Source organism: Anaeromicrobium sp. (genome assembly GCF_025210435.1).
GTDB lineage: Bacteria > Bacillota > Clostridia > Peptostreptococcales > Thermotaleaceae > Anaeromicrobium.
In genome coordinates, this window is sequence record NZ_JAOART010000104.1 from 1 (window position 1) to 20579 (window position 20579).

At 34.2% G+C, this 20579-nt stretch carries 18 protein-coding genes; 2 read left to right on the forward strand and 16 right to left on the reverse strand.

Annotated features, from left to right (window positions below; genetic code table 11):
* Positions 1-195: 195 nt before the first annotated feature.
* The gene (locus N4A57_RS12790; RefSeq protein WP_293658385.1) at positions 196-975 is read right to left on the reverse strand and encodes a CPBP family intramembrane glutamic endopeptidase; all 780 of its coding nucleotides are present in this window, start codon (positions 973-975) and stop codon (positions 196-198) included.
* 547 nt (positions 976-1522) lie between these two features.
* Here N4A57_RS12790 and N4A57_RS12795 point away from each other — a divergent pair.
* Both N4A57_RS12795 and N4A57_RS12800 read left to right on the forward strand, forming a co-directional pair.
* Positions 1523-1648, forward strand: a complete 126-nt coding sequence (locus N4A57_RS12795; RefSeq protein WP_293658386.1) for a hypothetical protein — start codon at positions 1523-1525, stop codon at positions 1646-1648.
* Positions 1645-2091 carry an amidohydrolase family protein gene (locus N4A57_RS12800; protein WP_293658387.1) on the forward strand — a complete coding sequence of 149 codons (447 nt, stop codon included), beginning with the start codon at positions 1645-1647 and terminating at the stop codon, positions 2089-2091. The genes N4A57_RS12795 and N4A57_RS12800 overlap by 4 nt, the downstream gene beginning before the upstream one ends.
* A 259-nt stretch (positions 2092-2350) precedes the next feature.
* On the opposite strand, the gene N4A57_RS12805 is transcribed toward N4A57_RS12800, so the two are convergent.
* The 15 genes from N4A57_RS12805 to N4A57_RS12875 all read right to left on the reverse strand — a co-directional run bounded on the left by N4A57_RS12805 (position 2351) and on the right by N4A57_RS12875 (position 20577).
* A complete protein-coding gene (locus N4A57_RS12805) occupies positions 2351-3085 on the reverse strand; it encodes an AIM24 family protein (protein WP_293658388.1) in 735 nt (244 codons plus the stop codon).
* A 145-nt stretch (positions 3086-3230) separates the two neighbouring features.
* Positions 3231-4886: a M20/M25/M40 family metallo-hydrolase gene (locus tag N4A57_RS12810; RefSeq protein ID WP_293658389.1), complete on the reverse strand. Its 1656-nt coding sequence runs from the start codon at positions 4884-4886 to the stop codon at positions 3231-3233.
* A gap of 13 nt (positions 4887-4899) precedes the next feature.
* Positions 4900-6276 carry an alanine/glycine:cation symporter family protein gene (locus tag N4A57_RS12815; protein WP_293658390.1) on the reverse strand — a complete coding sequence of 459 codons (1377 nt, stop codon included), beginning with the start codon at positions 6274-6276 and terminating at the stop codon, positions 4900-4902.
* A gap of 108 nt (positions 6277-6384) precedes the next feature.
* Positions 6385-7449 (reverse strand): ornithine racemase Orr, encoded by a 1065-nt coding sequence (gene orr, locus N4A57_RS12820; RefSeq protein ID WP_293658391.1) that lies wholly within the window; start codon positions 7447-7449, stop codon positions 6385-6387.
* 13 nt (positions 7450-7462) lie between these two features.
* A complete protein-coding gene (locus N4A57_RS12825; protein WP_293658392.1) occupies positions 7463-8818 on the reverse strand; it encodes a GlmL-related ornithine degradation protein in 1356 nt (451 codons plus the stop codon).
* Positions 8808-11018, reverse strand: coding sequence for a D-ornithine 4,5-aminomutase subunit OraE (gene oraE / locus N4A57_RS12830; RefSeq protein ID WP_293658393.1), 2211 nt, complete (start codon positions 11016-11018; stop codon positions 8808-8810). The genes N4A57_RS12825 and oraE overlap by 11 nt, the downstream gene beginning before the upstream one ends.
* Positions 11018-11383, reverse strand: a complete 366-nt coding sequence (locus N4A57_RS12835; protein ID WP_293658394.1) for an ornithine aminomutase subunit alpha — start codon at positions 11381-11383, stop codon at positions 11018-11020. Before N4A57_RS12835 ends, oraE begins: the two co-directional genes overlap by 1 nt.
* Positions 11384-11455: 72 nt before the next feature.
* On the reverse strand, positions 11456-12862 hold the full coding sequence (gene ortB, locus N4A57_RS12840) for a 2-amino-4-oxopentanoate thiolase subunit OrtB (protein WP_293658395.1): 1407 nt from the start codon (positions 12860-12862) through the stop codon (positions 11456-11458).
* Positions 12855-13160, reverse strand: coding sequence for a 2-amino-4-oxopentanoate thiolase subunit OrtA (gene ortA / locus N4A57_RS12845; protein ID WP_293658396.1), 306 nt, complete (start codon positions 13158-13160; stop codon positions 12855-12857). The genes ortB and ortA overlap by 8 nt, the downstream gene beginning before the upstream one ends.
* A gap of 9 nt (positions 13161-13169) precedes the next feature.
* Positions 13170-14219 carry a 2,4-diaminopentanoate dehydrogenase gene (gene ord / locus N4A57_RS12850; protein ID WP_293658397.1) on the reverse strand — a complete coding sequence of 350 codons (1050 nt, stop codon included), beginning with the start codon at positions 14217-14219 and terminating at the stop codon, positions 13170-13172.
* 433 nt (positions 14220-14652) lie between these two features.
* Positions 14653-15408, reverse strand: a complete 756-nt coding sequence (locus N4A57_RS12855; protein WP_293658398.1) for a hypothetical protein — start codon at positions 15406-15408, stop codon at positions 14653-14655.
* A gap of 98 nt (positions 15409-15506) precedes the next feature.
* Entirely contained in the window at positions 15507-16382 is an 876-nt protein-coding gene (locus N4A57_RS12860) for a hypothetical protein (RefSeq protein WP_293658399.1), read from the reverse strand.
* Positions 16383-16829: 447 nt separating this feature from the next.
* Positions 16830-18212, reverse strand: a complete 1383-nt coding sequence (locus tag N4A57_RS12865; RefSeq protein ID WP_293658400.1) for a sigma-54 interaction domain-containing protein — start codon at positions 18210-18212, stop codon at positions 16830-16832.
* A 197-nt stretch (positions 18213-18409) separates the two neighbouring features.
* Positions 18410-19246, reverse strand: coding sequence for a methyl-accepting chemotaxis protein (locus tag N4A57_RS12870; protein WP_293658401.1), 837 nt, complete (start codon positions 19244-19246; stop codon positions 18410-18412).
* A gap of 560 nt (positions 19247-19806) precedes the next feature.
* The gene (locus tag N4A57_RS12875; protein ID WP_293658402.1) at positions 19807-20577 is read right to left on the reverse strand and encodes an enoyl-ACP reductase FabI; all 771 of its coding nucleotides are present in this window, start codon (positions 20575-20577) and stop codon (positions 19807-19809) included.
* Positions 20578-20579: the final 2 nt, after the last annotated feature.

Sequence of the window (20579 nt, forward strand, 5' to 3'; positions counted from 1 at the left end):
ACAAGCTATGGAAGATGTAATTTCGAATTGTTAAGGTTGAAAGTTCTTAATTCACAGGAAATATTTGGATAATATTTAAGGTGTTCTCTTGAAAAGGGTAAGTGTATAACTTTTTCACCAAAATTGCGTGAGAACCAGTTTCAAGTATAAATCAACATTATATTCTCAAAATGAAAATATTTTGTAATCGAAACATTACATGACGCTATAAGCATCAAAAAGTGCATGTAATAATAAGCTAGGCGTCAGGGATTTTGTATTTAAGTATATTCTACCGAAAATGAATCCAATATACACTTGCACAAAGCATGACATTGCAATATAAACAGAAAGTTCGCCTTTGCCTATAATGTGGATGAAGCCGAATATTAAAGATTGAATTACATTTGAAACATCTTCTTTAAATCCAATTGATATTAGTCCAGTTAATAAATATCCTCTAAATATCACTTCTTCTACTATGCTCGGGTAGAGTAAATGAATCACAAAACTTTTTATAAAACCTAAAGAAGTAATATCAGCAAATATCTCTTTGCCTCTACCCATAGCTACAAAAATTGGTATTTCCCTTAAAATCACAAACATAATAACCACGAATACAATATTTTTTATTGTTATATTCCAGTTTAAGTCTGAGAGTTTCACTTTAAATAAATATGCTAAAAAGATTGGAAGTGTAGATATTAAATGCACCACTCCTAATTCAGTATATTCATGATAAGGCGTAAAAAAACGCCAATAAAGCTGTATTACCACATAAACTATAAAAACTACAAAAAAAGCATTGATCATTCTTTTATCATACTTATATGCTAGTCTGTCACAAGCCGATTGCCACTGAATAAAAAACACTGGTATTATCCAAACTAAAGGTTCTATCATAGCTAAAATTGAATTGTCTGATATCCATGCAATTACAAATATGCATAATGACACCATTACTATCTCAAGTGTTGAGATTCTTTCTTTTATCATTTATTCATCTCCTAAATCATACAAAATAACATATTGATAAGTTTTACTCATCAAATGTGATAATTTAAACAATCTAAGTCAAATATTATGCATAACAACTGCATTCACGACATAGGTTCGTGAATATTAACTTGCAGATAACATATTGAATATACCATATATTTCTAATTTCTACCACGTTATTTGGAAATGTTATATTAGTTCTTGTAAAGATAATCTCTATCAATCTTAGAAATTTCTTTTTATCATTAAATGCAAGTTTTTCAAATACCTCAAAACATAGTTTAATAATTGTGACCACCCATCGAACGGGTGGTTTGCTTAGCCTTAGAAGGGCATGTTGCTCGCCGTGTCTTAAGACACATTGAAAGGTCTGCCAACCGCTTTCCTTCTCTGTCTACCCCTGAAGGGGTTATTTTTTCTTGCCTTTGTTTACTTGCTCACCCGTAATAGATTTATTATGTGGAAATTGACTTTAGTTAAGCCTACTTCAGGAAAATATATTATAATTAAATGGGAACTTTATTTGTTTTTAAGGAGGGGTTTTATGGATACAATTTTGTACAATGGAAACATAATTACTATGGACTCTAACTCACCTAAATCAGAAGCTCTTTTCATAAGGGGAAACAAATTTTTCAAAGTTGGAAAAACGAAGATATATTATCTTTGAAGGATGAAAATACCAAGGTAATCAACCTGGAAAAGAAAACGGTAGTACCCGGTTTTAACGACAGCCATATGCATCTAGTAAACTTTGCTAATTCATTAAGGATAATACCTTTAGCTAATTGTAAATCTATAGATGATTTAATAGATTTAGGAAAAGATTATTTGAAAATTCATCCTGATCATAAGGGCTGGATAATAGGCCGAGGATGGAATCAGGATAACTTCCGTGAAAAGAGATTTCCTACACGATATGATTTAGATAAAATATCTACAGAATTTCCTATTTGCTATATAAGGGTTTGTTGCCATGCTTTAGTTGTAAACTCTAAGGCCTTAGAAATAGCTAATATAAACAATACTAGTACTCAAATAGACGGGGGATATTTTGATTTGGATGAAAATAATAACCCCTTAGGTATCTTCAGAATTGAAACCCCCTCATAATTTTTTATTATGAGGGGGTTTTAGTTCTGTATAGATCTTTTGGTTTTAAAATTGTTTTATATAGTAACTTGCCTATAAGGGAAACCATTGAAAATCTTTGTAATTGAGGAACGTCACAACATCCTATGATACTCCAACATGACTCATGAACCTATCTACGAAGATTCACCCTTTCGCTTGTGACAAGGACTTGGGTGGAAAAGATTTTCAATGGTTTCGTGAAATAGGCTCACATAAAGCTGGTTCATAATCAAGAAATCTATATATTTCTAGGTGGATATTTCTTAGTAGGCGCAAGCCAAACTTCACCAGTTCCAGTAAAGGTTTGTAAAAGTCCTTCTTTCTTAGATTTCTCTAGTTTTGTTTTTATATCTCCCCTTATAACAACAGCCAAACTACCATCAACCTTTAATGTATCATTATTTAGCTCATACATTAAAATTTCATCAAAGGGAACATAACTCTCTAAAATGGCGATTCCATTTCCACTTAATTTAGGTTGCCTAAAGCCATCTGCTGTTAGTAATCCCACTGCCACATCCTTATTAACATGGACAGAGACTTGAATGGAATCTTCACAACAATAGAACATTCCATCCCCTAGAATAATTTCTTCATCACATAATTCTAGCATGTAAAAATATTTGTAAGAAGGGTCTAAGTATATTTCTCCTCTTTTTCCTGAATATCTAGATGTAAAGGAGGCCTCTCCCGTTCCCACACTCTTAAAAAATCCCTTTGCTTGGGATGGAGCATTTTCTTGAACTTCAATCATTAGTGGTCCTTTCATAAATTGTAAATCTCCCGGTTGTACTAAAACACCACTATCATTTATTTTAATTCTAACCTGTCTTAACCTTCCTCCATCAAACCTATTTTCAACAGTGTGTCCCTTTCTAGGTTTTATATATTCTATTATTTCAAAAATGGTACCATTTTTACCTGTTTCTTTATCTATTACCCTTACTGCATTTGAAAAATCTGGGTTAAACATGATAAACATCCTCCTTTTATTTCATAAACATTACTACTCTTACAATAATTGTAAACAATAATTGAATACATATCAAATACATAAAATTATTTGTCTATCCTCTAACTAGGATAAAGGGATGGTTAATATTAACCATCCCTTTATCTTAGTGCTTATATTTAAATAATTCATCCACAATAAACCTTACTAATTTAGGAGTCACATTATAAGAGTAATCTACCAATATTCTCTCTGTATACTTATGAGGGTCCCTTCCATGGGGACCATAGTTCATTACGGGTAAATCCAATTTTTTTATTTCCTCAATTGGCACCTCATATCTAATTCCCCAGGCAGGCATATTAGGTTTTAAGTACTCTACTACTTTATCTGCATCTTGTACAGCAAAATAGCTTAAATCAGATAAACCTTGGAAGTACCTTTGTTTCAATATTTTTTCTCCATACTCTTTATCTGCCTTTTCTATTAATTTATCGCATACCTTAACAATATGCTTTTCAAAATCTGTCTCTTCCTTTAATCCCACATGTGGATAATAGGGTGGAGCAAAAAATAGTATTATCATGGGCTCCCTTACTGGACAATATCTTTGAGTCTCAGCCACTATTTTAGTACTAAGTTCCCTTTCATCAATGGAACTATCCACTTTCCATTTATTAATACATTCTTTTAAGTGATTCTCAAATTCTTCTCCAGCTGATTCTACACATAGTTTATATAGTTGATCATAGGTATAAACTACAGGATTAAATCCATCTCCTCCTACAGGTAATTTAGACATATTCTTATATATTTGTCTTTGTATATCTACTTTATCACAAGCATCTTTTATGGCTTCTTGTGCATAGGTTCTTATTTTGTCTATAAAGTCCTTCGGATTCTTTTGTAGAGTTGGTATATTTATATAGGATACTCCCCTAACTGGAGTTTGAACAGAATATAGATCCTTCAAATCCCTATACTTTAAGCATGTTGGTGGCAATGTTACCTCAGAGCCTACCATATCAGATAGTTCCGTATTAACTTCCACCCTTCTCATAAACTCTGAGGCTATTAAATCCACATTTACTCCTGCTAAGGACTCTCCCACATGGGCCTCTTTTCCAACAAAGAAACATCCTAACAATAGTTTTCCAGCTGTTCCAAAGTATACATACTTATTATCATCCCCTGGATATGATGCAAAATCAGGTTCACAATTAAGTACAGCTATGGGATTTAATCCCCTCTCTTCTATTAGTTTATTTAAAAAAGGAATTCCTGCTATAACTCCCTCTGAGTTAGATTCTTCATCAGGAACTACTATTAATAATAAATTTCCATTAAAATCATCTCTCATTCCATACTCTTCTAAAAGGGACATTTGAATGGCAGCACCTGTTTTCATATCCATGATTCCCCTACCAAATAACCATTCACCTGATAGTAAATCATTTTTTGCATCGTCTCCCAATGTATTTGGATCTAATCTTTTAGTATATTCATAGGGATCAAAGGCATATTCCCTTAGTTTCCCAAAATCCTCCACATCCACCGTATCCATGTGACTCACTAATATTAAAGTATCCTTAGAACTTCCATTACCTTCAGCTAATCCACATACAAAATGCCTATCTAATGGATCATTAAGGGGTTTTAAAAAAACATTCTGTGGATTACTTTTAAAATATTCAGTATTTTTCAACAAGTCATATACAAGCTCTGCCATATTTTTCTCTGAAGAGGTTCCAGATACACTGTCCTGATTAACTAAAGTTATTGACAAATCCTTAAGTCCCTGTGGACTATTCCATTTCAACATGGTTATTCCCCCCCTATACTCTCTCTTTAGTCCTTGCGCCTGGATAGTACTTTGGATTATTAAAGAAGTCATCTTTAATTTCCTTCACTTCCTTAGTCATTAAGACTAGACCAATCATATTTGGTATTATGATAGCTGCTAATAAAATATCTAAGAATTGGTATAAGAACTCTATTCCACCTACTGCCCCTAAAAATATAGCTAAAATATATACAACTCTCATTACTTTAGAAAAACCTATTCCAAATAAGTATTCTGCCTGTTTTTCTCCATAATAAACTACTACTATGATAGTAGATATAACAAACATTAATATACTAAAGGTTACAATGCCTCCACCTAAAGAGTCTCCTAATAAGGATTGGAATGCTCTAGCTGGCATGGATGCTGCTTGGTCTGCAGGGACTTCTTTCCAAATCCCTGTAGTTAATACTACAAAGGCAGTTGTTGTACATACTATTAATGTATCTACTACAATTTCAAAGATTCCCCATAATGCCTGTCTTGCTGGGTGATCAGTTATGGCTGCTGCGTGGGCTATAGGAGCCGTTCCCATACCTGCTTCATTAGAATATACTCCCCTTGCTATACCCCATCTCATAGATTGAGCTATGGCTGCTCCTGTAAATCCGCCTGTTGCTGCTATTGGAGTAAATGCATGACCGAATATTAACATTATAGCTTCTGGTATTCTTGAGGCATTACCGATTATTATAATAAATGCTCCCACTAAATATAACATGGCCATAAAGGGAACTAGCTTTTCCGTTACTTGTGCAATTCTCTTAATTCCTCCATATACTACTAAGGCTACTACTACTGCAACAACTACACCACTGGCCATGTTAGGTATACCTATTGTATTAGCCGTTTGTACTACAGATACGGTTTGAGTTGCTATGGATGGTATTAACTCTACCATTAACCCAAAGGCAAATAAGGCCCCCATAAATGGAGATTTTAAACCTTTCCTTAAATAATACATAGGTCCACCTACATATTCTCCGTTTTCATTTTTCTCTCTGTATTTAATTCCCAATATGATTTCTGAAAACTTTGATGCAGCTCCTATTAGAGATACTAACCACATCCAAAATATGGCCCCAGGTCCACCAAAGGCAATGGCAACTGGCACTCCAACTATATTAGATGCACCAATAGTTGATGCAAGAGCTGATGTTGCCGCCTGAAATGGTGATATGGTTCCTTCTCCTTGGGCCTTTTGAAATATCTTTCCAAAGGTTTCTCTCATAATAAAAGGAAAGTATTTAAATTGAAAAAATCCAAGTGATATGGTGAGCCACAAACTTCCTCCCACTAAAATGATTAACATGGGTGTGCCCCATATCCACCCCGATAAATCTCCTACTAACTTCAAAAAGCCTTCCATAAAAAATTTTCCCCCTTTTGATTTTTACTTGTTAAACATTGTAAATTATTTAACAATTTATTAAAAAGAAGACAGTTATTTATGTCTTAAAATAACTGTCTTCTTTCTTTAAAGGTATTCTTTATGTACATACTTAGATGTCATGCTACGAAGTAAAGTACCATATGCCATATTAAACTTAATCTCATCTCCTATTTTGTATTCCCTAGGACAGTCCGTAACGTCCACGATTAAATGGTCACTACTACTACCTAATATGATAATATTCTCATCTATTGGATATATGCTATCCAACATAATATCCTGCTTTCCAACTCCTAAGATTGCTCTTTCCCTTATACCCCTGTCTTCAAATAGTGGCACATTACCAAAGGCATCCTTCCCAATTTCCCCTATTGGTACAGATGGCTTTTCCTTTAACTCTATAATTTGAGCAACTAATTGAAATACATCATTATGGGTATTTTCTATTTTTTCTCCATAGGCCGTTTCATTCCCTAATAAAATGGCCTCTCCCAATCTTACATTATTTATTCTCTTAGGCATTCTTCCCTGTCCTATAAGATACACGCTACTTGAATTTCCCCCTGATATTAAACTCAACTCTATGTTAAATTTTTTTTCTATTTCTTTAGCATACCTTTCCAATTTTCCAAGATTAATTTCATCTGGTATAACTGCTCCAAAGCAAGTTAAATTAGTTCCAACACCTATTAGTTTAATACCCTTTAACTTTAAAATCTCCTCCACTGTGAAAAATATATCCTCTTCTAAAACCCCTTCCCTAAGATCTCCCAAATCTAACATTAGTACAACCTTGTGTACTTTATTCTTTCTTAATGCCTCTTTAGATAGTTCTTTCATAGTGTCTATTTCAGAATTTAAACTTATATCCACATAATCTATAACATGACTTATTTCGCTCATCATAGGTAACCTTAATAACAACTTTTCCTCTTTAAACCCTGCCAAATTCTTAAGATTCTCAGTCCTAGCATCACCTATTAAATCTATACCTTCCTCAACTATGGCCCTCGTAATCCTCTCGTCACCACAAAAGGCCTTAGTAACTATGGCAGGTCGTATATTTTCCTTTGAACATAAATGGACTAATGTTTTCGTATTTTCTTTTAGTTTTTCTAAATTCACTTCAATTCTTGGGCACTTTTTCATAGTTTATTCACCCCTAAATATTCAAACTATTTTTCAACAGATTAATTGCAGCTTCCCTATGCCTTTTAGATAATACTCCTAAGGATGCCATTATATAATCATTATCTATTAAAATCCCAGCAGTCTCCTTAGGAAGCAGATAATCCCCTTTAACTAACTTCATTATGCCCTTTAATATTTCTATTCTTCCATCTAGCCTAGTTAAGGCTCCTCCAGTTCCAACGATCCACCTTATACTAGTTAAATCCTTTCCCTCTGCATATGTTTTCTTTCCACCTGGCCCAAATATACTTCTATATCTACCTGCATGCCTCATGGTGGCCGTCATAACGGCTTCCCTTGTAAGTATTTCTACGAATTTTTTTAGTATGGGTGTATCAGGGATAGGCTTATGATTTTTAATTACATCCTCTATAGGTACTCCTAATTCATCAGTTAATTTATCCTTACCTATCCTTTCTACTATATTCTCCATATTAACGTATACACCTAGATCTCCTTCCACAGTTCTTTTAGCTATAGGTTCTGGACTTAATACTATCCTTTGTATTTCTTCAGAACCTTCTGTGACAGAATGTAGATCAGTGGTAGCTCCCCCCACATCTAATGTGATTAAATCTCCAATCTCTTTCTTTAGTACTTTTGAAGCTTCCATAACAGCTCCAGGTGTTGGTATTATAGGTCCCGTTACAAGTTCCCTCACTTTAGTCATGCCTGGGGCATGGATTATATGATCTTCAAAGGCATCCTGTATGACTTTCCTTGTAGGTTCTATGTTTAATTCGTCTATTTTAGGATATACATTCTCAACTATATATAATTTATTGTCTAAATCCTTAAATATTTCTTTTATTTCCTCCTGGTTTTCCACATTCCCTGCATATATGATAGGAGACTTTATACCAGAGTTAGCTATGATTTCAGCATTATATATGGCCGTATCCCTCTCACCATAATCTACTCCACCAGCAATTAATATTAAGTTAGGATTTATATCCTTTATGGCCTTTATGTCAGTTCTTCTAAGTTTACCTGCCGTCACCTTGTGTATTATGGCACCAGCTCCTAGGGCAGCCTCTTTAGCTGCCTTAGCAGTCATATCATAAACAAGACCATGTACTGTCATTTTAAGACCACCAGCAGCACTACTTGTGGCCAACATTTCGTCATACTCTATTTTCTTAACTTTTAATTTCTTCCTTAAATCTTCTATAGCTCCATTTAAACCAATATTCACATCCCCCTCTATTACAGAGGTTGCAGCTTGCCCCTGACCTATAAACTTAGGACAAGGACTATCTATATAATTAAATCCATTAACTACAGTAGTGGTGCTCCCAATTTCCGCTACTAGTACATTAATTTTCATCTAACATTTCCCTTCTCTTTTTAACAAAGAAAGTAGCCACATGAACCCCTTTAGATCCTCTACCAAATCCAGCGTCTACACCTTGTTTTACGGCTATTTCTGGAGTTACTTGTGTTCCTCCACAGGCTATGATTATCCTGTCCCTAATTCCCTTTTCTACACATAGTTCATGGATTCTTTTCATGTTCTTATAGTGAATATCATCATGGCTTATTATGGTTGATGCAAGTATTGCATCTGCATTAGTTTCTATGGCAGCATCTACTAATTTTTCTACAGGTACAGAGGTTCCTAGGTAGTCACATTCAATACCATACTTTTCTATACCACCATGTTTAATATCTATAATTTCTCTGAGTCCAACGGAGTGCTCATCTTCTCCTACTGTGGCACATACTATTTTAAATGGGTTATTTTCAATATCTTCCCTAATTTCATCATCAGACATGATCTCTGGCTCTGGAGGTATAACTAAGGAATCAAGATCTATGCTAAATCCAACCTTCCCCTTAACTTGTACTCTAGTTCCTTCTGCTGGATGCATGATTTCTCTATGGATTACTTCCACTTCCTCAAGGCCCATCTTCTTTCCTATTTCTATGGCAGCAGCCTCTGCAACCCTCTTAGACACTGGTAAGAATAAATCAAACTGAACTACTCCATCTCCAAGCCACTCTACTTCTGGCTTTACTATATTCTTTTCTCTTAAGTCCTTTGTTTCTTCCATTCTCACATTAACATTGTCCATTTCATCTAATTCATCTATATAAATTATCTTATCTGAATCTTCAAGTGTAGAACCACCTATAAGGTCAGCTGGATTTTCTACACAATACTCATCGTATTGAGCCACATTGTTATATCCATAGTGGGCAGTTACAGGGGCTAGGTAATCCTCATCCCTCTCAAATATAGTGCCTACTCCTATGCCTCCATTTATCTTTCTTCCTATTCCGTCTCCATTCCTCTCTGGATAGGAACCTGAATCTACGAAAAATGCATCTTCTACAGACTTAAAGTATCCCCCATCTTCTAATATTTCTTCCATGAATAAAACTGCCCTTTCCTTAAGTTCCCTAACCTTTTCTGGTAAATATCCCTCTTTTTTTAGTTCCACTAAATCTAGTAGTCCATCCATCCCAACTAATCCTTGTTTTGCCGTATCACAAGCCTCCACATTATAAATATGCCATGGTACGTTTCTACCCTCATCAGGAGTAATAGTTGATTGAATATCTGCACTTGTAAGTCTTGAAATAAGTAGATTAAGTACATGGGTTACTGTGGCCTCCCTTGTGGATGATTCCATATACTTTGTATTCATCTGTGCCCTCATTTTGTATTCTGAGAATAAGTCACGCAGTGCCACTGCATAAGGTAGGTCTATGTGTAGACAAGGTGCTGGTGGTGCTGTTGGCGGTACTGTAGATAAACAAATATTAGATTTTTTCATACCTACCTTAACGGAGAATATACTATTTAGGCCATGTTGAACCATAAGTTCAGGCATTACCTTCCAAGCTTCCCTTGCTGTGGCATTAGCATTGTGAGCTCCATCTATTTGAGCTATATCTGCCCAAGTCATGATTTTTTTAGATTCTGCCGCATCTACAAAGGAACGAACCATGTTTATATTTCTATAAAGTACATTGTATTGGGGGTCTTGGTGAGCGCCATTTACTCCCTCTTCTGCAAACATTACTGCTATTTCAGGACCTGCTACTCCACTAATGTAGGAATGATAATTTATTTCTCTTCCTACTTCATCTTCAATAAAATCTAAGGCCTTTCTTTGGGCTCTAACTTGTTTTCTAGTAATAGGTATTCCACCAATTCCTTGGGGAGTTCCCTCTATAAGTCCATCAAAGTGAGATTGTCCAGCTGTCCTTATAACCATTATGTGATCAGCTCCATGCCATGCTGCCATTCTCATTCTTCTTATGTCATCTTCAAATCTGCCAGAAGCTATTTCTGTAGTTATTGTATATTCTGGCTGTGGGTCAATGTCACCAAAGTACTTAGCACTAGGTAAGGGAACACTATTTTTTAGAGGTTCTGAGCAGTTTTTAAATTGGAAGGGACCTATTTTAAGTCCTGGAACTTCTTCTCTCCAAACCCATCCACGTCTTTTAGGCCTATAATTTTCTAAATCATTTAAAATCTCTTTAACATCTATCTTTTCATTCATATCTAACTTCATTATTTAGTACCTCCTTCAAAAAGAGTTTGTACCTCATCCCAGCACTCTCCCTTTAAAAGCTTAAGTCCAGCATCTCTAACAGGTATATCCTTATTTAATGCTAGCTTATAAACCACATGTCCTGCCCCCTTTGACATGAGGCCCCTATCCATAACACCCTCTACAATAGTTTTTGCCTCTATACTTGAAAAACCCATTCTTAAAAGAACTGATCTCTCAATAGAAGGAGATGTATTTTTATGAGCCAACTCAAGCATAGGCTCCACTATCTTTTCTGCTAACTGCCAAAATCTATTTTTCAATTCTTCATCACTTAAGTTTTTTAAGTGTTCTCTTCTTTTATTAAAATCATCTTGTCTTTTCAAAGTTTTCCCTCCTAGGAAATTAAGGTTTAGGGTTTAGATATTTTCTCCCTTAACCCTTAACCTATAGTCTATCTAAATCTCCTTTAATATACTCTCTACAAACTCTACGCTACTCTTAGTATCCTCAGCTAAAAACTCTATATCTTCCTTTGTTACACTAACATTAGGATTTTTTTCTATGCAATTCTTAATATAAGATCTCTTTAATTTATTTAAATCAATATCATTAGCTTTTATATAACTTGGGTCCTTAGGTAAAATTATATTTTCCCCTGGTACTTCATCCTTAGGATCACCAAATCTAATTTCTATACCGTTATCCCTAGCAAAGGATAATTGTGGTTGAATATGTTTTCCTGCTCCTGTGTACTCAGTTTCTTGTACTATTATTATCTTGTCCTCATCTAACTCTCTTGCTATGGATATGGCTGCTGCTAGGGATGTATTTCCAGCAGGACCCCTTTCTATACCTTCAAGCTGAGCTAAGGCCTCCGTCGTATAGAAAACTTCTCCCTGTGTAACAGTCACATATCTATCCATATATCTAAGGGGCCTTCCAGCTGAACGTGGAACATCTGATCTGTCTGGCCAAGTTGAAAATGGAATTCCAAATCCCGTATGTCCCGTTGTGAAAGATTTTTTGTTAAACTGTTTATCGCTAGCCATATGAAGTCCTGACAGGTCAACGCTTGCCCCTACTACCTGAACTAAATCAGCTCCTGCTTTTATTAGACCTCTAGCCGTTCCCGTTAAGTTTCCTCCTCCTGCATTAGTACAAACTACCACATCTGGATCTCTTCCAAATTTTTCTCTACATTCCATTGAAATCTCATATCCCAATGTTTCCACTCCTCCAATTCCAAATGGAGTATATAAAGATCCATTGAAATATCCCGTTTCTTCTAGTAACTTTAAGAAAGTATAGAAAAGTTCAGGTCCCGTTGTAAGCTGTATTACCTCTGCTCCATAGGCTTCACATTTTCTAGCCTTTTCTATAATCTCTGGCTGTCCCTTACCTTGAGAGTCAAAGCACTCTTGTACAATAATACATTTAAGTCCATACATGGCTGCCTGAGATGCAACTGCTGCTCCGTAGTTTCCACTAGTGGCTGCAATTACTCCCTTATACCCTAATTTTTTAGCATGATAAATTGCATTGGCAGCCCTTCTTGCTTTAAAGCTCCCAGAAGGGTTTCCTGCTTCATCCTTTATGAAAATCTTAGCTCCCTTTCCCTTCTCAGAAATTTTCCTAACTAATTTAGTTATGTTTCTCATTTCTAAAAGGGGAGTGTTTCCAACACCTGTGCTTCTTTGTATTTTAGTCATTTCCTCTAGGGTATATCCAGTCTCTCTCATGATCTTTTCGTAGTCAAAGGATATGCCCCCAGATTCAAACTTGTCATAATCTATACCTATGGCGTTTTTCATTATTTCATTACGTCTTGCCATTACACCACTGTAGCTCATATCTTTACTCATTTTCTTCACCTCCAAACAGTATTTCTCTCAAAGTAATTCCTATTTGAAGTAATTCTGGAATAAACTTTCCATAGTTATGGGTATAGGCAGGATTAACTTCCCTTAATGTTCCTTCCTCTATTCTTCCAGTAATAGTCTTAACCTTTACCCTATCTCCCACTACACCATCTTCCATTAAAAAACCCTTAACGAAACACTCAAGGGGTACCTTTTTTGTATCATCAGGAACCTGAGCTGCCCTTTCTTCTGGTTTTAACACTATGTTGTGTATTAACACCCAATCTCCAGCCTTAGCCATTTTACTAACCTACCTTTCTATTAAATCTCTCATATCTCCCATAATAGCTCTTGGAACAGGTAAGTCTAACATGGTCTTAACTCCTGGTCTTCCATTTATAACATGAGGAATCATATTTACACACATGGCTATTGTTCCTATTCCTCCTGGTACTTCTGGAGTTATACTCATATTTACATCAGGAGTTCCCTTTATTATGATATAGTCTCCCGTATTAGTTCCTTCTAATTCTGGCTCTATTTGTTGAGGATGGTCCATTTGGATTTTCATTTCTCCGTCCACATATCCAAATCCCTTCATGGCACAACCTGCCACATTACCTGGCTGAGCTTCTCCATATGGAGATTTTCTATATACATTAGATACGATTGGCTCCATAGATTGTTTAATATTTCCACTTAATTTCCAACCAATGGCATCTGCAATCATTCTTATTGATTCTGGGAATCCTACGTGTCCTGCTAATGTTCCCTCTTTCACACCTCTTTTGAACTCATCAACTGTAATACCAATACCCTGTTCTTCCATGACAGCCGGACCAAATGGTGATAAACTGTTTACTCTTCTAGCAGTTATACTATCTACTTCTTCACAAGCTCCCGTTAAAGCTACTACTAATAAATCCATAATAAGGCCTGGGTTTATTCCTGTGCCAAGTACAGTTACGCCGTTTTCTTTAGCTATTTTATCCATTTCCTTAGTAATTTCTGGCTCTTGTGCCATTGGATAGGCCATTTCTTCTGCACTTGAAACAACATTTATCCTTTTCTCTAAACAATACTTAATCTTCTCAAAGGAATTTCTAGTGAAGGAATCAGTACATATTAAAACCACATCTGCAGCCTTCTGGGTAATAACATCTTCCATAGATCGCATAATCACATCTTCCCTGTCTCCCCTTTGGATTCCTAAAAGGTCAAACATACTCATTCCAATTTTCTTTCCTCTTCCTACTACTCCTACTATTTCTACACCCTTCTTTTTGAGTAGCATTTTAGCCATTCCACCGCCCATGGCTCCTAATCCCCAAATAATCACTTTTACATTTTCTCTATTCATAATAAAGTGCACCTCCATTAAAATTTTCATGCCACTTATATTTGCAATAGTCATGCCATATTATTTTTCCCAATTTTCAGTAAAATAGGTGTTTTTATCAAGCTATTATGACTATTTTTATTGAGAATGCAAAATATTTTGCGGATATGCAAATAAATTTGCATAGATTTTTTTCCTATTTTATCCTGTTTTTATCCTATAGCAAATATTTTTGCATCTTTTCCAATAAAATAAAAAGGATACCCCTTATAAGATACCCTTTCGAAAAATACTATTGAGTCATATTCAAAAAATAAATTAGTCATTTCACTGGTTATTTGAATTATTTTCTTCGTTATGGAGTCCCTTACATATGTTTAATATGCTCACTCACCATGCCTTGAAAATAATTGAAATTCCCTAGTGCCCTGACTAGTTTATTTTTTTCATATGCCTAATTTTTCTTTTTAAGTTCAGTTATTATGTCCTCCATAGGATTACTTAACCAATTATAATTAGATATTTTTAATTCTTCATTATTATTAAAATAACTATTTGCCACTAAATTAGGATGTATATAACCTCCTAGGAAAAATACCTGATTTTTTGGTTCCTTTAAATATGATTTTAGATTATTTATATGCATTTTCTCATAGTTTTGAAGAATTTCTCTATTTTCAGATTTTAATATTTGCCTATTATCAATGTCCCTATCTATTATTTTCTTAGTAAATTCCTTATCTAATCCATTTTGGTGTGATAAAACTATTATATATATATTTCTTCTATTTATTCCATATTTTAAACATTCATTTACCATATTTTTAGTCAAATCATAAAAGGCCTCTTTTCTATAATATCCTAGATCTGTAAGTATTCTAAGGGCTCCCGTATATCTCTTATCCTTTTTAAATAAAATCATTCCATAATTATCACTTTCTTCCATTTGAAAATTTTCCATTCTAATAGAAAAAAAATCTACATATTCTTTCATTAGATTCTTGTAAATCCTTATGGATGATTTTTTCCTCAATCCCTTTTTCTGCTTTAGCTTTTCTTCATCATAATATACCTTTGTAGTTATTTTAAATAACTCCTCTTCTAAATTCTTACTTTCTTCAAACCTAAAATCATATGTTCTTTTATTTTCCAGTAATTTTTCTATGTTCTTTAAAGTGTCATAAATTTTTTCTAAGGTATCTTTCTCCATAATCTCACCCACTTTGAGTAAATTAAAAAAGTTATCTAAATAGATAACTTTTTAATAATATATTCATGAAATTCTCAAATATTCTCCTTGTTAATAATTTACATAAAAACAAATATTACAAAACTTAATATGAATATTGCAGTTGCAGGTGGGTCTATGTGGCTGTCATTGTAACTGTTAAATACCATCCCAGCAATCTCACATAATACACCAGATAAAATTGCAAATAAAGCTCCTATAAAAATACTTCCAGTAGCTATAGTAGCATAACCAGCTACCATTGTAATATGATGGGTTGTTGGAATCTCAAATCCCATTTGTGCGAATAATAATGATGCTGCACTAATACAAAAACCAAGATTTACTATTTGTGTACTATCTGTTATATATGAAATAACTAATCCAACTCCCAATGACAGTACTATTGTAAGTGATAATGATTTGCAGTCTGGAATGAACCTTCTCTTTTCAATTACACTCCCATGTGCTCCACCACTATTTCCTTCTACCTTCGCCTCATATTTTCCAAATATTCCTGTTGAACCAAATATGAGTCTTGCTATTAGTCCAGATGTAAAAACTGTCATAGCTACCGTATCCGTTTGTAAAGCTAATACTACTGAATAGAAATAATTGATTAAATAACCAATAACTCCAAATAATCCACCTACTATTAGTACCGTATTATCCCTAGTTTTCATCAATGGAGACGATAGATCTGTTCCAACTCCTAGTAATTTCTTCTTATTTGCTGCATAGGCAGCAGCGGCTACCCCACCTGCAAATGCAATATGTGGTCCAAATAAAGTACCAAAGGCAACTTGACCTAATATATCTACTGTACCTCCACAAGATAATATTGAAATTCCAATCAATCCCATGATTCCAGCAAAGATAAATGCAGGTAAAGCTCCAATTGCAGCACCAAATAATCCTCCGCCAAAAGCAGCCAATAACACTTCTAAATTCAACATCCTAAGACCTCCCTATTAATATTCATTTCACACATTTAAACTATATAGTTTCACTATTTCTTATACGTATAAATACTAGTTGTTATATCTTTATGATTTATATAATGAATATTATTCCAAATTCTAACCTTAATTCTATGAATTTTATTATTCATTTTTAATTCATACATAGTCTCAAGTGGTGAATATAATAAATAGGGTTCGTTCATTGACTATAGATTTCTTGATTTTAAATTTGTTTTATTCAGTAACTTGCCTACAAGGGAAAATATATTGAAAATTTTTGGAACCCTGGAACGTCACAACATCCTATGCTACTTGAACATGACTCATGAACCTATCTACGAAGATTTACACTTTCGCTTGTGACAAGGACTTGGGTGGAAAAAATTTTCAATATCTTTTCCTAAAGTAGGCTCACATAAAGCAAGTTTATGACCACGAAATCTACATTTTATATTTCTTTAATTTATGTTGTAAGGTTTGTCTTTTTATTCCTAGATAATTTGCTGACTTTGAAATATTTCCTTTATTGAGGTCTAATGCCTCCCTAATCATTTCCTTTTCAATGGCCATTAGGGTATCTGATAATGTTCCTTTGAGTTTATATTTACTCTCAGGGTGAAATTTAAACACATTAGTATTCACATGGGGTGAAAAATGTTCTTTTTTCAATATTTCATCTTCTGAGGCCACATTCACTGCACCATGAATATAATTTTCTAGTTCCCTAATATTCCCTGGCCAATTATATTTTTTAAAATACCTTATTATATCCTTATCTACTTTCTTAATTTTCACATTGGATTTTCTATTATACTTGTCTATAAAATGTTCTACTAAAATCTCAATGTCCTCTGTTCGCTCCCTAAGGGGAGGTAAATTTACAGGCATCACATTTATCCTATAAAATAGATCTTTCCTTAATCTTTTTTCTTCAATCATCTTATAGGGTTCCTCATTGGTAGACGCAATTATTCTCACATCCACTACAATATCCTTAAGGCCTCCTACTCGTCTTATGGTCTTTTCTTGCAATACCCTCAATAATTTACTTTGTAGCTTCTCTCCCATGGAATTTATCTCGTCTAAAAATAAAGTTCCTCCGTTGGCATGTTCAAACAGTCCAACTTTCCTCATGGCCCCTGTAAAGCTTCCCTTTTCCGTACCAAATAGGATGGATTCAAGTAAACTTTCGGGTATGGCAGCACAGTTTTGCCCTATAAAGGGTTTATCTGCCCTACGACTTCCATAGTGGATACTTTGAGCAACTAGCTCCTTCCCCGTTCCTGTCTCTCCATATATGAGAACACTAGAAGAGTAATTAGATGCTCCTTTTGCATATTCTATGGACTTAATAAAATTTTCACTATGTCCAATTATGGAATCGAATGTGAATTTTTTCTTCATTGTCTTATCATTTCGTTCCTGTAGTTTCCTTTGAAGTTGAACTACTTCTGCTGATAATTCCTTTATTTTAGTTATATTTCTGGCTATTTCTATGGCTCCCATAATTGCCTTATCCTTTATTATGGGAATAGTATTGTTTATGGTAGTTATCTCCTTATTTTGATTATTATAGTAAATCTGGGGTCTCTCTTTTATGGCTTGTCCCTTTTCTAAAGCCTTTAGTAGGGTACTCGTATCCTTATCTAATGTGGGAAATACATTTAATAACTTTTTATTTAACACTTCTTCCCTATCCATACCTTCCATCTTTTCCATGGCCTTGTTATAAAAAATAGTTCTTCCATCCTTATCTATTACATGAATTCCTTCATCTATACTTTCCATTATGGTATATAACAAATCATCTATGTATTCTTTCATTTCTTCACTACCTTTGAAATTATTTGTACATGATAATTTCTCTATTAGAAAGACTTTTTCCTCTTATGCTTTATTGAAAATAAGTAAAATAGATAGGTGATTATAAAAACTCACCTATCTATTTCACTTATTTCCAATATTTTAATCAGTTTACCTTAATTGAGCCTAGAGATTATGTTTCATTAACTTATAAATCTCTATTGCAGATTTTCAGATAATTTTATTAGGCTGGCTGATATGTCATTTAATCGTTGAGCTCCAGCTGCCACCTGTTCTGTTTGAACCGATTGTTCTTCGGTAACTGCTGCAAAAGTATTAATGGAATCAATCATATTATTAATATCATCTCTAATTCTAGTTAGTGTTATGGTTATTTTTTCCGTTGAGTTTTTGCTATTCTGTGCTAATTTCCTTATTTCTTCAGCAACTACTGCAAATCCCCTTCCGTGTTCACCAGCTCGTGCAGCTTCAATTGCTGCATTAAGTCCCAATAAATTTGTAGTATTAGCCACATTGTTAATATACATAAGAATATCGTCCATACTTTTGATTTGTTCCTCAATACTCTTAATATTACTGTTAAAATCTTGACTACTTACTGCTAATTCTTGAGATGAATTAGCAAGTCCTTGTGAAGAAAAAGATAATTGTTCAGAAAATGTTTGTAATTCCTTGGCCGTCTCTATAACACTATTTTCTTTTTCCTGAGAAATTGCAAAAGTAATGGTTCCAACTACATTCCCTGTATCATCATTAATTAATGGAATGGCATAAGCAATTATAGGAAATCCAAAAACTTCTTTAGGATATCGTGCAACTTGTCTTTGTCTTGTAGTCATAGTCTTTTGAGAAGCTCCACCCTCTACTAAGCTCATGTTCTCTTGAACATTTAATTTGAAAGAGTTAGGTTGTTTTACCAAAAGAAATTTTTCTGTATCCGTAAGACCAACCCCTGCATCACTAGTAAAAACAGAACATAGAACATTAAAAAATTTTTCTATCATAGTAATAAATTCCTTATCATTTAAATGCATACAATCTTCCTTTCTTAAGTTAAAACTAAAGTATACTTATATAGATTTCTTGGTTTTAAAATTGCTTTATACAGTAACTTGCCTATAAGGGAAAATATATTGAAAATCTTTGGAACCCTGGAACGTCACAACAGCATATGCTACTCCAGCATGACACGTGAACCTATCTACGAAGATTCACACTTTCGCTTGTGACAAGGACTTGGGTGGAAAAGATTTTCAATATATTTTCCTGAAATAGGCCCGCATAAAGCAAGTTTATACACCAGAAATCTATATAGATTTCGTAACACTAAGATTTCTTTATACACTAACTTGCCTATAAAGTTGGTTTATAAATACGAAATCAGATTTCACTAATTCTGACAATTTAAAAATTCTTCAAATTTTACAATTGATTATCATTATACAGTATTTTATTATATTGTCAAAAGTTTATAATACAATACTCTGAAAAAGTCATACTTCCTATGCTTCCTATGAAATATTATGGTTCCCTTCCACTGAAGCCAAATAAAAAATCCTTGAAAGTATATTTACTCTCAAGGATTATATATTTATTATCCTACCATGCTAAATCCAGCATCTACATGGATAACTTCTCCAGTTACGCCTGTGCTTAGATCACTGCATAAGAACACTGCTGTTCCTCCAACCTCTTTAGGGTCAACTGTTCTTCCTCTTGGAATCTTTTCCTCTGCCTGCTTTAATAAGTCATTAAAGTCTTTTACTCCCCTAGCTGCTAATGTCTTAATAGGTCCTGCTGATATGGCATTAACTCTTATTTCCCTTTCTCCAAGATCCTTAGCTAAGTATCTTGTAGATGCTTCTAGGGCTGCTTTAGCAACTCCCATAACATTATAGTTAGGAATAGCTCTTTCAGATCCTAAATAAGTTAATGTAAGAATTGACCCACCTTCAGTCATGATTTCTTGAGCGTATTTAGTTGCTAATACAAATGAATACGCACTAATATCATTTGCTAATTTAAATCCATCTCTTGAGGTATCATAGAAATTTCCTCCTAATTCTTCCTTCTTAGAATGGGCAATAGAGTGAACTAGTCCATGTAGTACTCCAATATCTTCCTTTAATTGGCCAAATACTTGTGCCACATTATCATCATTAGTAACATCACATTCATAAACCTTAGCATTCTTCATTTCTTCACCAAGTAATTTTTCTAAGTTTGACAGACTTCTTTCACCTACATATGTAAATGCTAGGTTTGCTCCATGTTTATGTAGCTCTTGTGCTATTCCCCATGCAATACTTCTTTTGTTTGCAACTCCCATTATTAGGATATTTTTACCTTTTAATAATCCACTCATAA

Excerpts from the sequence above, each read along its gene's own strand:
- N4A57_RS12790 (WP_293658385.1), bottom strand. The coding sequence starts at position 975 with ATGATAAAAGAAAGAATCTCAACACTTGAGATAGTAATGGTGTCATTA.
- N4A57_RS12795 (WP_293658386.1), top strand. The coding sequence starts at position 1,523 with ATGGATACAATTTTGTACAATGGAAACATAATTACTATGGACTCTAAC.
- N4A57_RS12805 (WP_293658388.1), bottom strand. The coding sequence starts at position 3,085 with ATGTTTAACCCAGATTTTTCAAATGCAGTAAGGGTAATAGATAAAGAA.
- N4A57_RS12810 (WP_293658389.1), bottom strand. The coding sequence starts at position 4,886 with ATGTTGAAATGGAATAGTCCACAGGGACTTAAGGATTTGTCAATAACT.
- N4A57_RS12815 (WP_293658390.1), bottom strand. The coding sequence starts at position 6,276 with ATGGAAGGCTTTTTGAAGTTAGTAGGAGATTTATCGGGGTGGATATGG.
- orr (WP_293658391.1), bottom strand. The coding sequence starts at position 7,449 with ATGAAAAAGTGCCCAAGAATTGAAGTGAATTTAGAAAAACTAAAAGAA.
- N4A57_RS12825 (WP_293658392.1), bottom strand. The coding sequence starts at position 8,818 with ATGAAAATTAATGTACTAGTAGCGGAAATTGGGAGCACCACTACTGTA.
- oraE (WP_293658393.1), bottom strand. The coding sequence starts at position 11,018 with ATGAAGTTAGATATGAATGAAAAGATAGATGTTAAAGAGATTTTAAAT.
- ortB (WP_293658395.1), bottom strand. The coding sequence starts at position 12,862 with ATGAGTAAAGATATGAGCTACAGTGGTGTAATGGCAAGACGTAATGAA.
- ortA (WP_293658396.1), bottom strand. The coding sequence starts at position 13,160 with ATGGCTAAGGCTGGAGATTGGGTGTTAATACACAACATAGTGTTAAAA.
- ord (WP_293658397.1), bottom strand. The coding sequence starts at position 14,219 with ATGAATAGAGAAAATGTAAAAGTGATTATTTGGGGATTAGGAGCCATG.
- N4A57_RS12855 (WP_293658398.1), bottom strand. The coding sequence starts at position 15,408 with ATGGAGAAAGATACCTTAGAAAAAATTTATGACACTTTAAAGAACATA.
- N4A57_RS12860 (WP_293658399.1), bottom strand. The coding sequence starts at position 16,382 with ATGTTGAATTTAGAAGTGTTATTGGCTGCTTTTGGCGGAGGATTATTT.
- N4A57_RS12865 (WP_293658400.1), bottom strand. The coding sequence starts at position 18,212 with ATGAAAGAATACATAGATGATTTGTTATATACCATAATGGAAAGTATA.
- N4A57_RS12870 (WP_293658401.1), bottom strand. The coding sequence starts at position 19,246 with ATGCATTTAAATGATAAGGAATTTATTACTATGATAGAAAAATTTTTT.
- N4A57_RS12875 (WP_293658402.1), bottom strand. The coding sequence starts at position 20,577 with ATGAGTGGATTATTAAAAGGTAAAAATATCCTAATAATGGGAGTTGCA.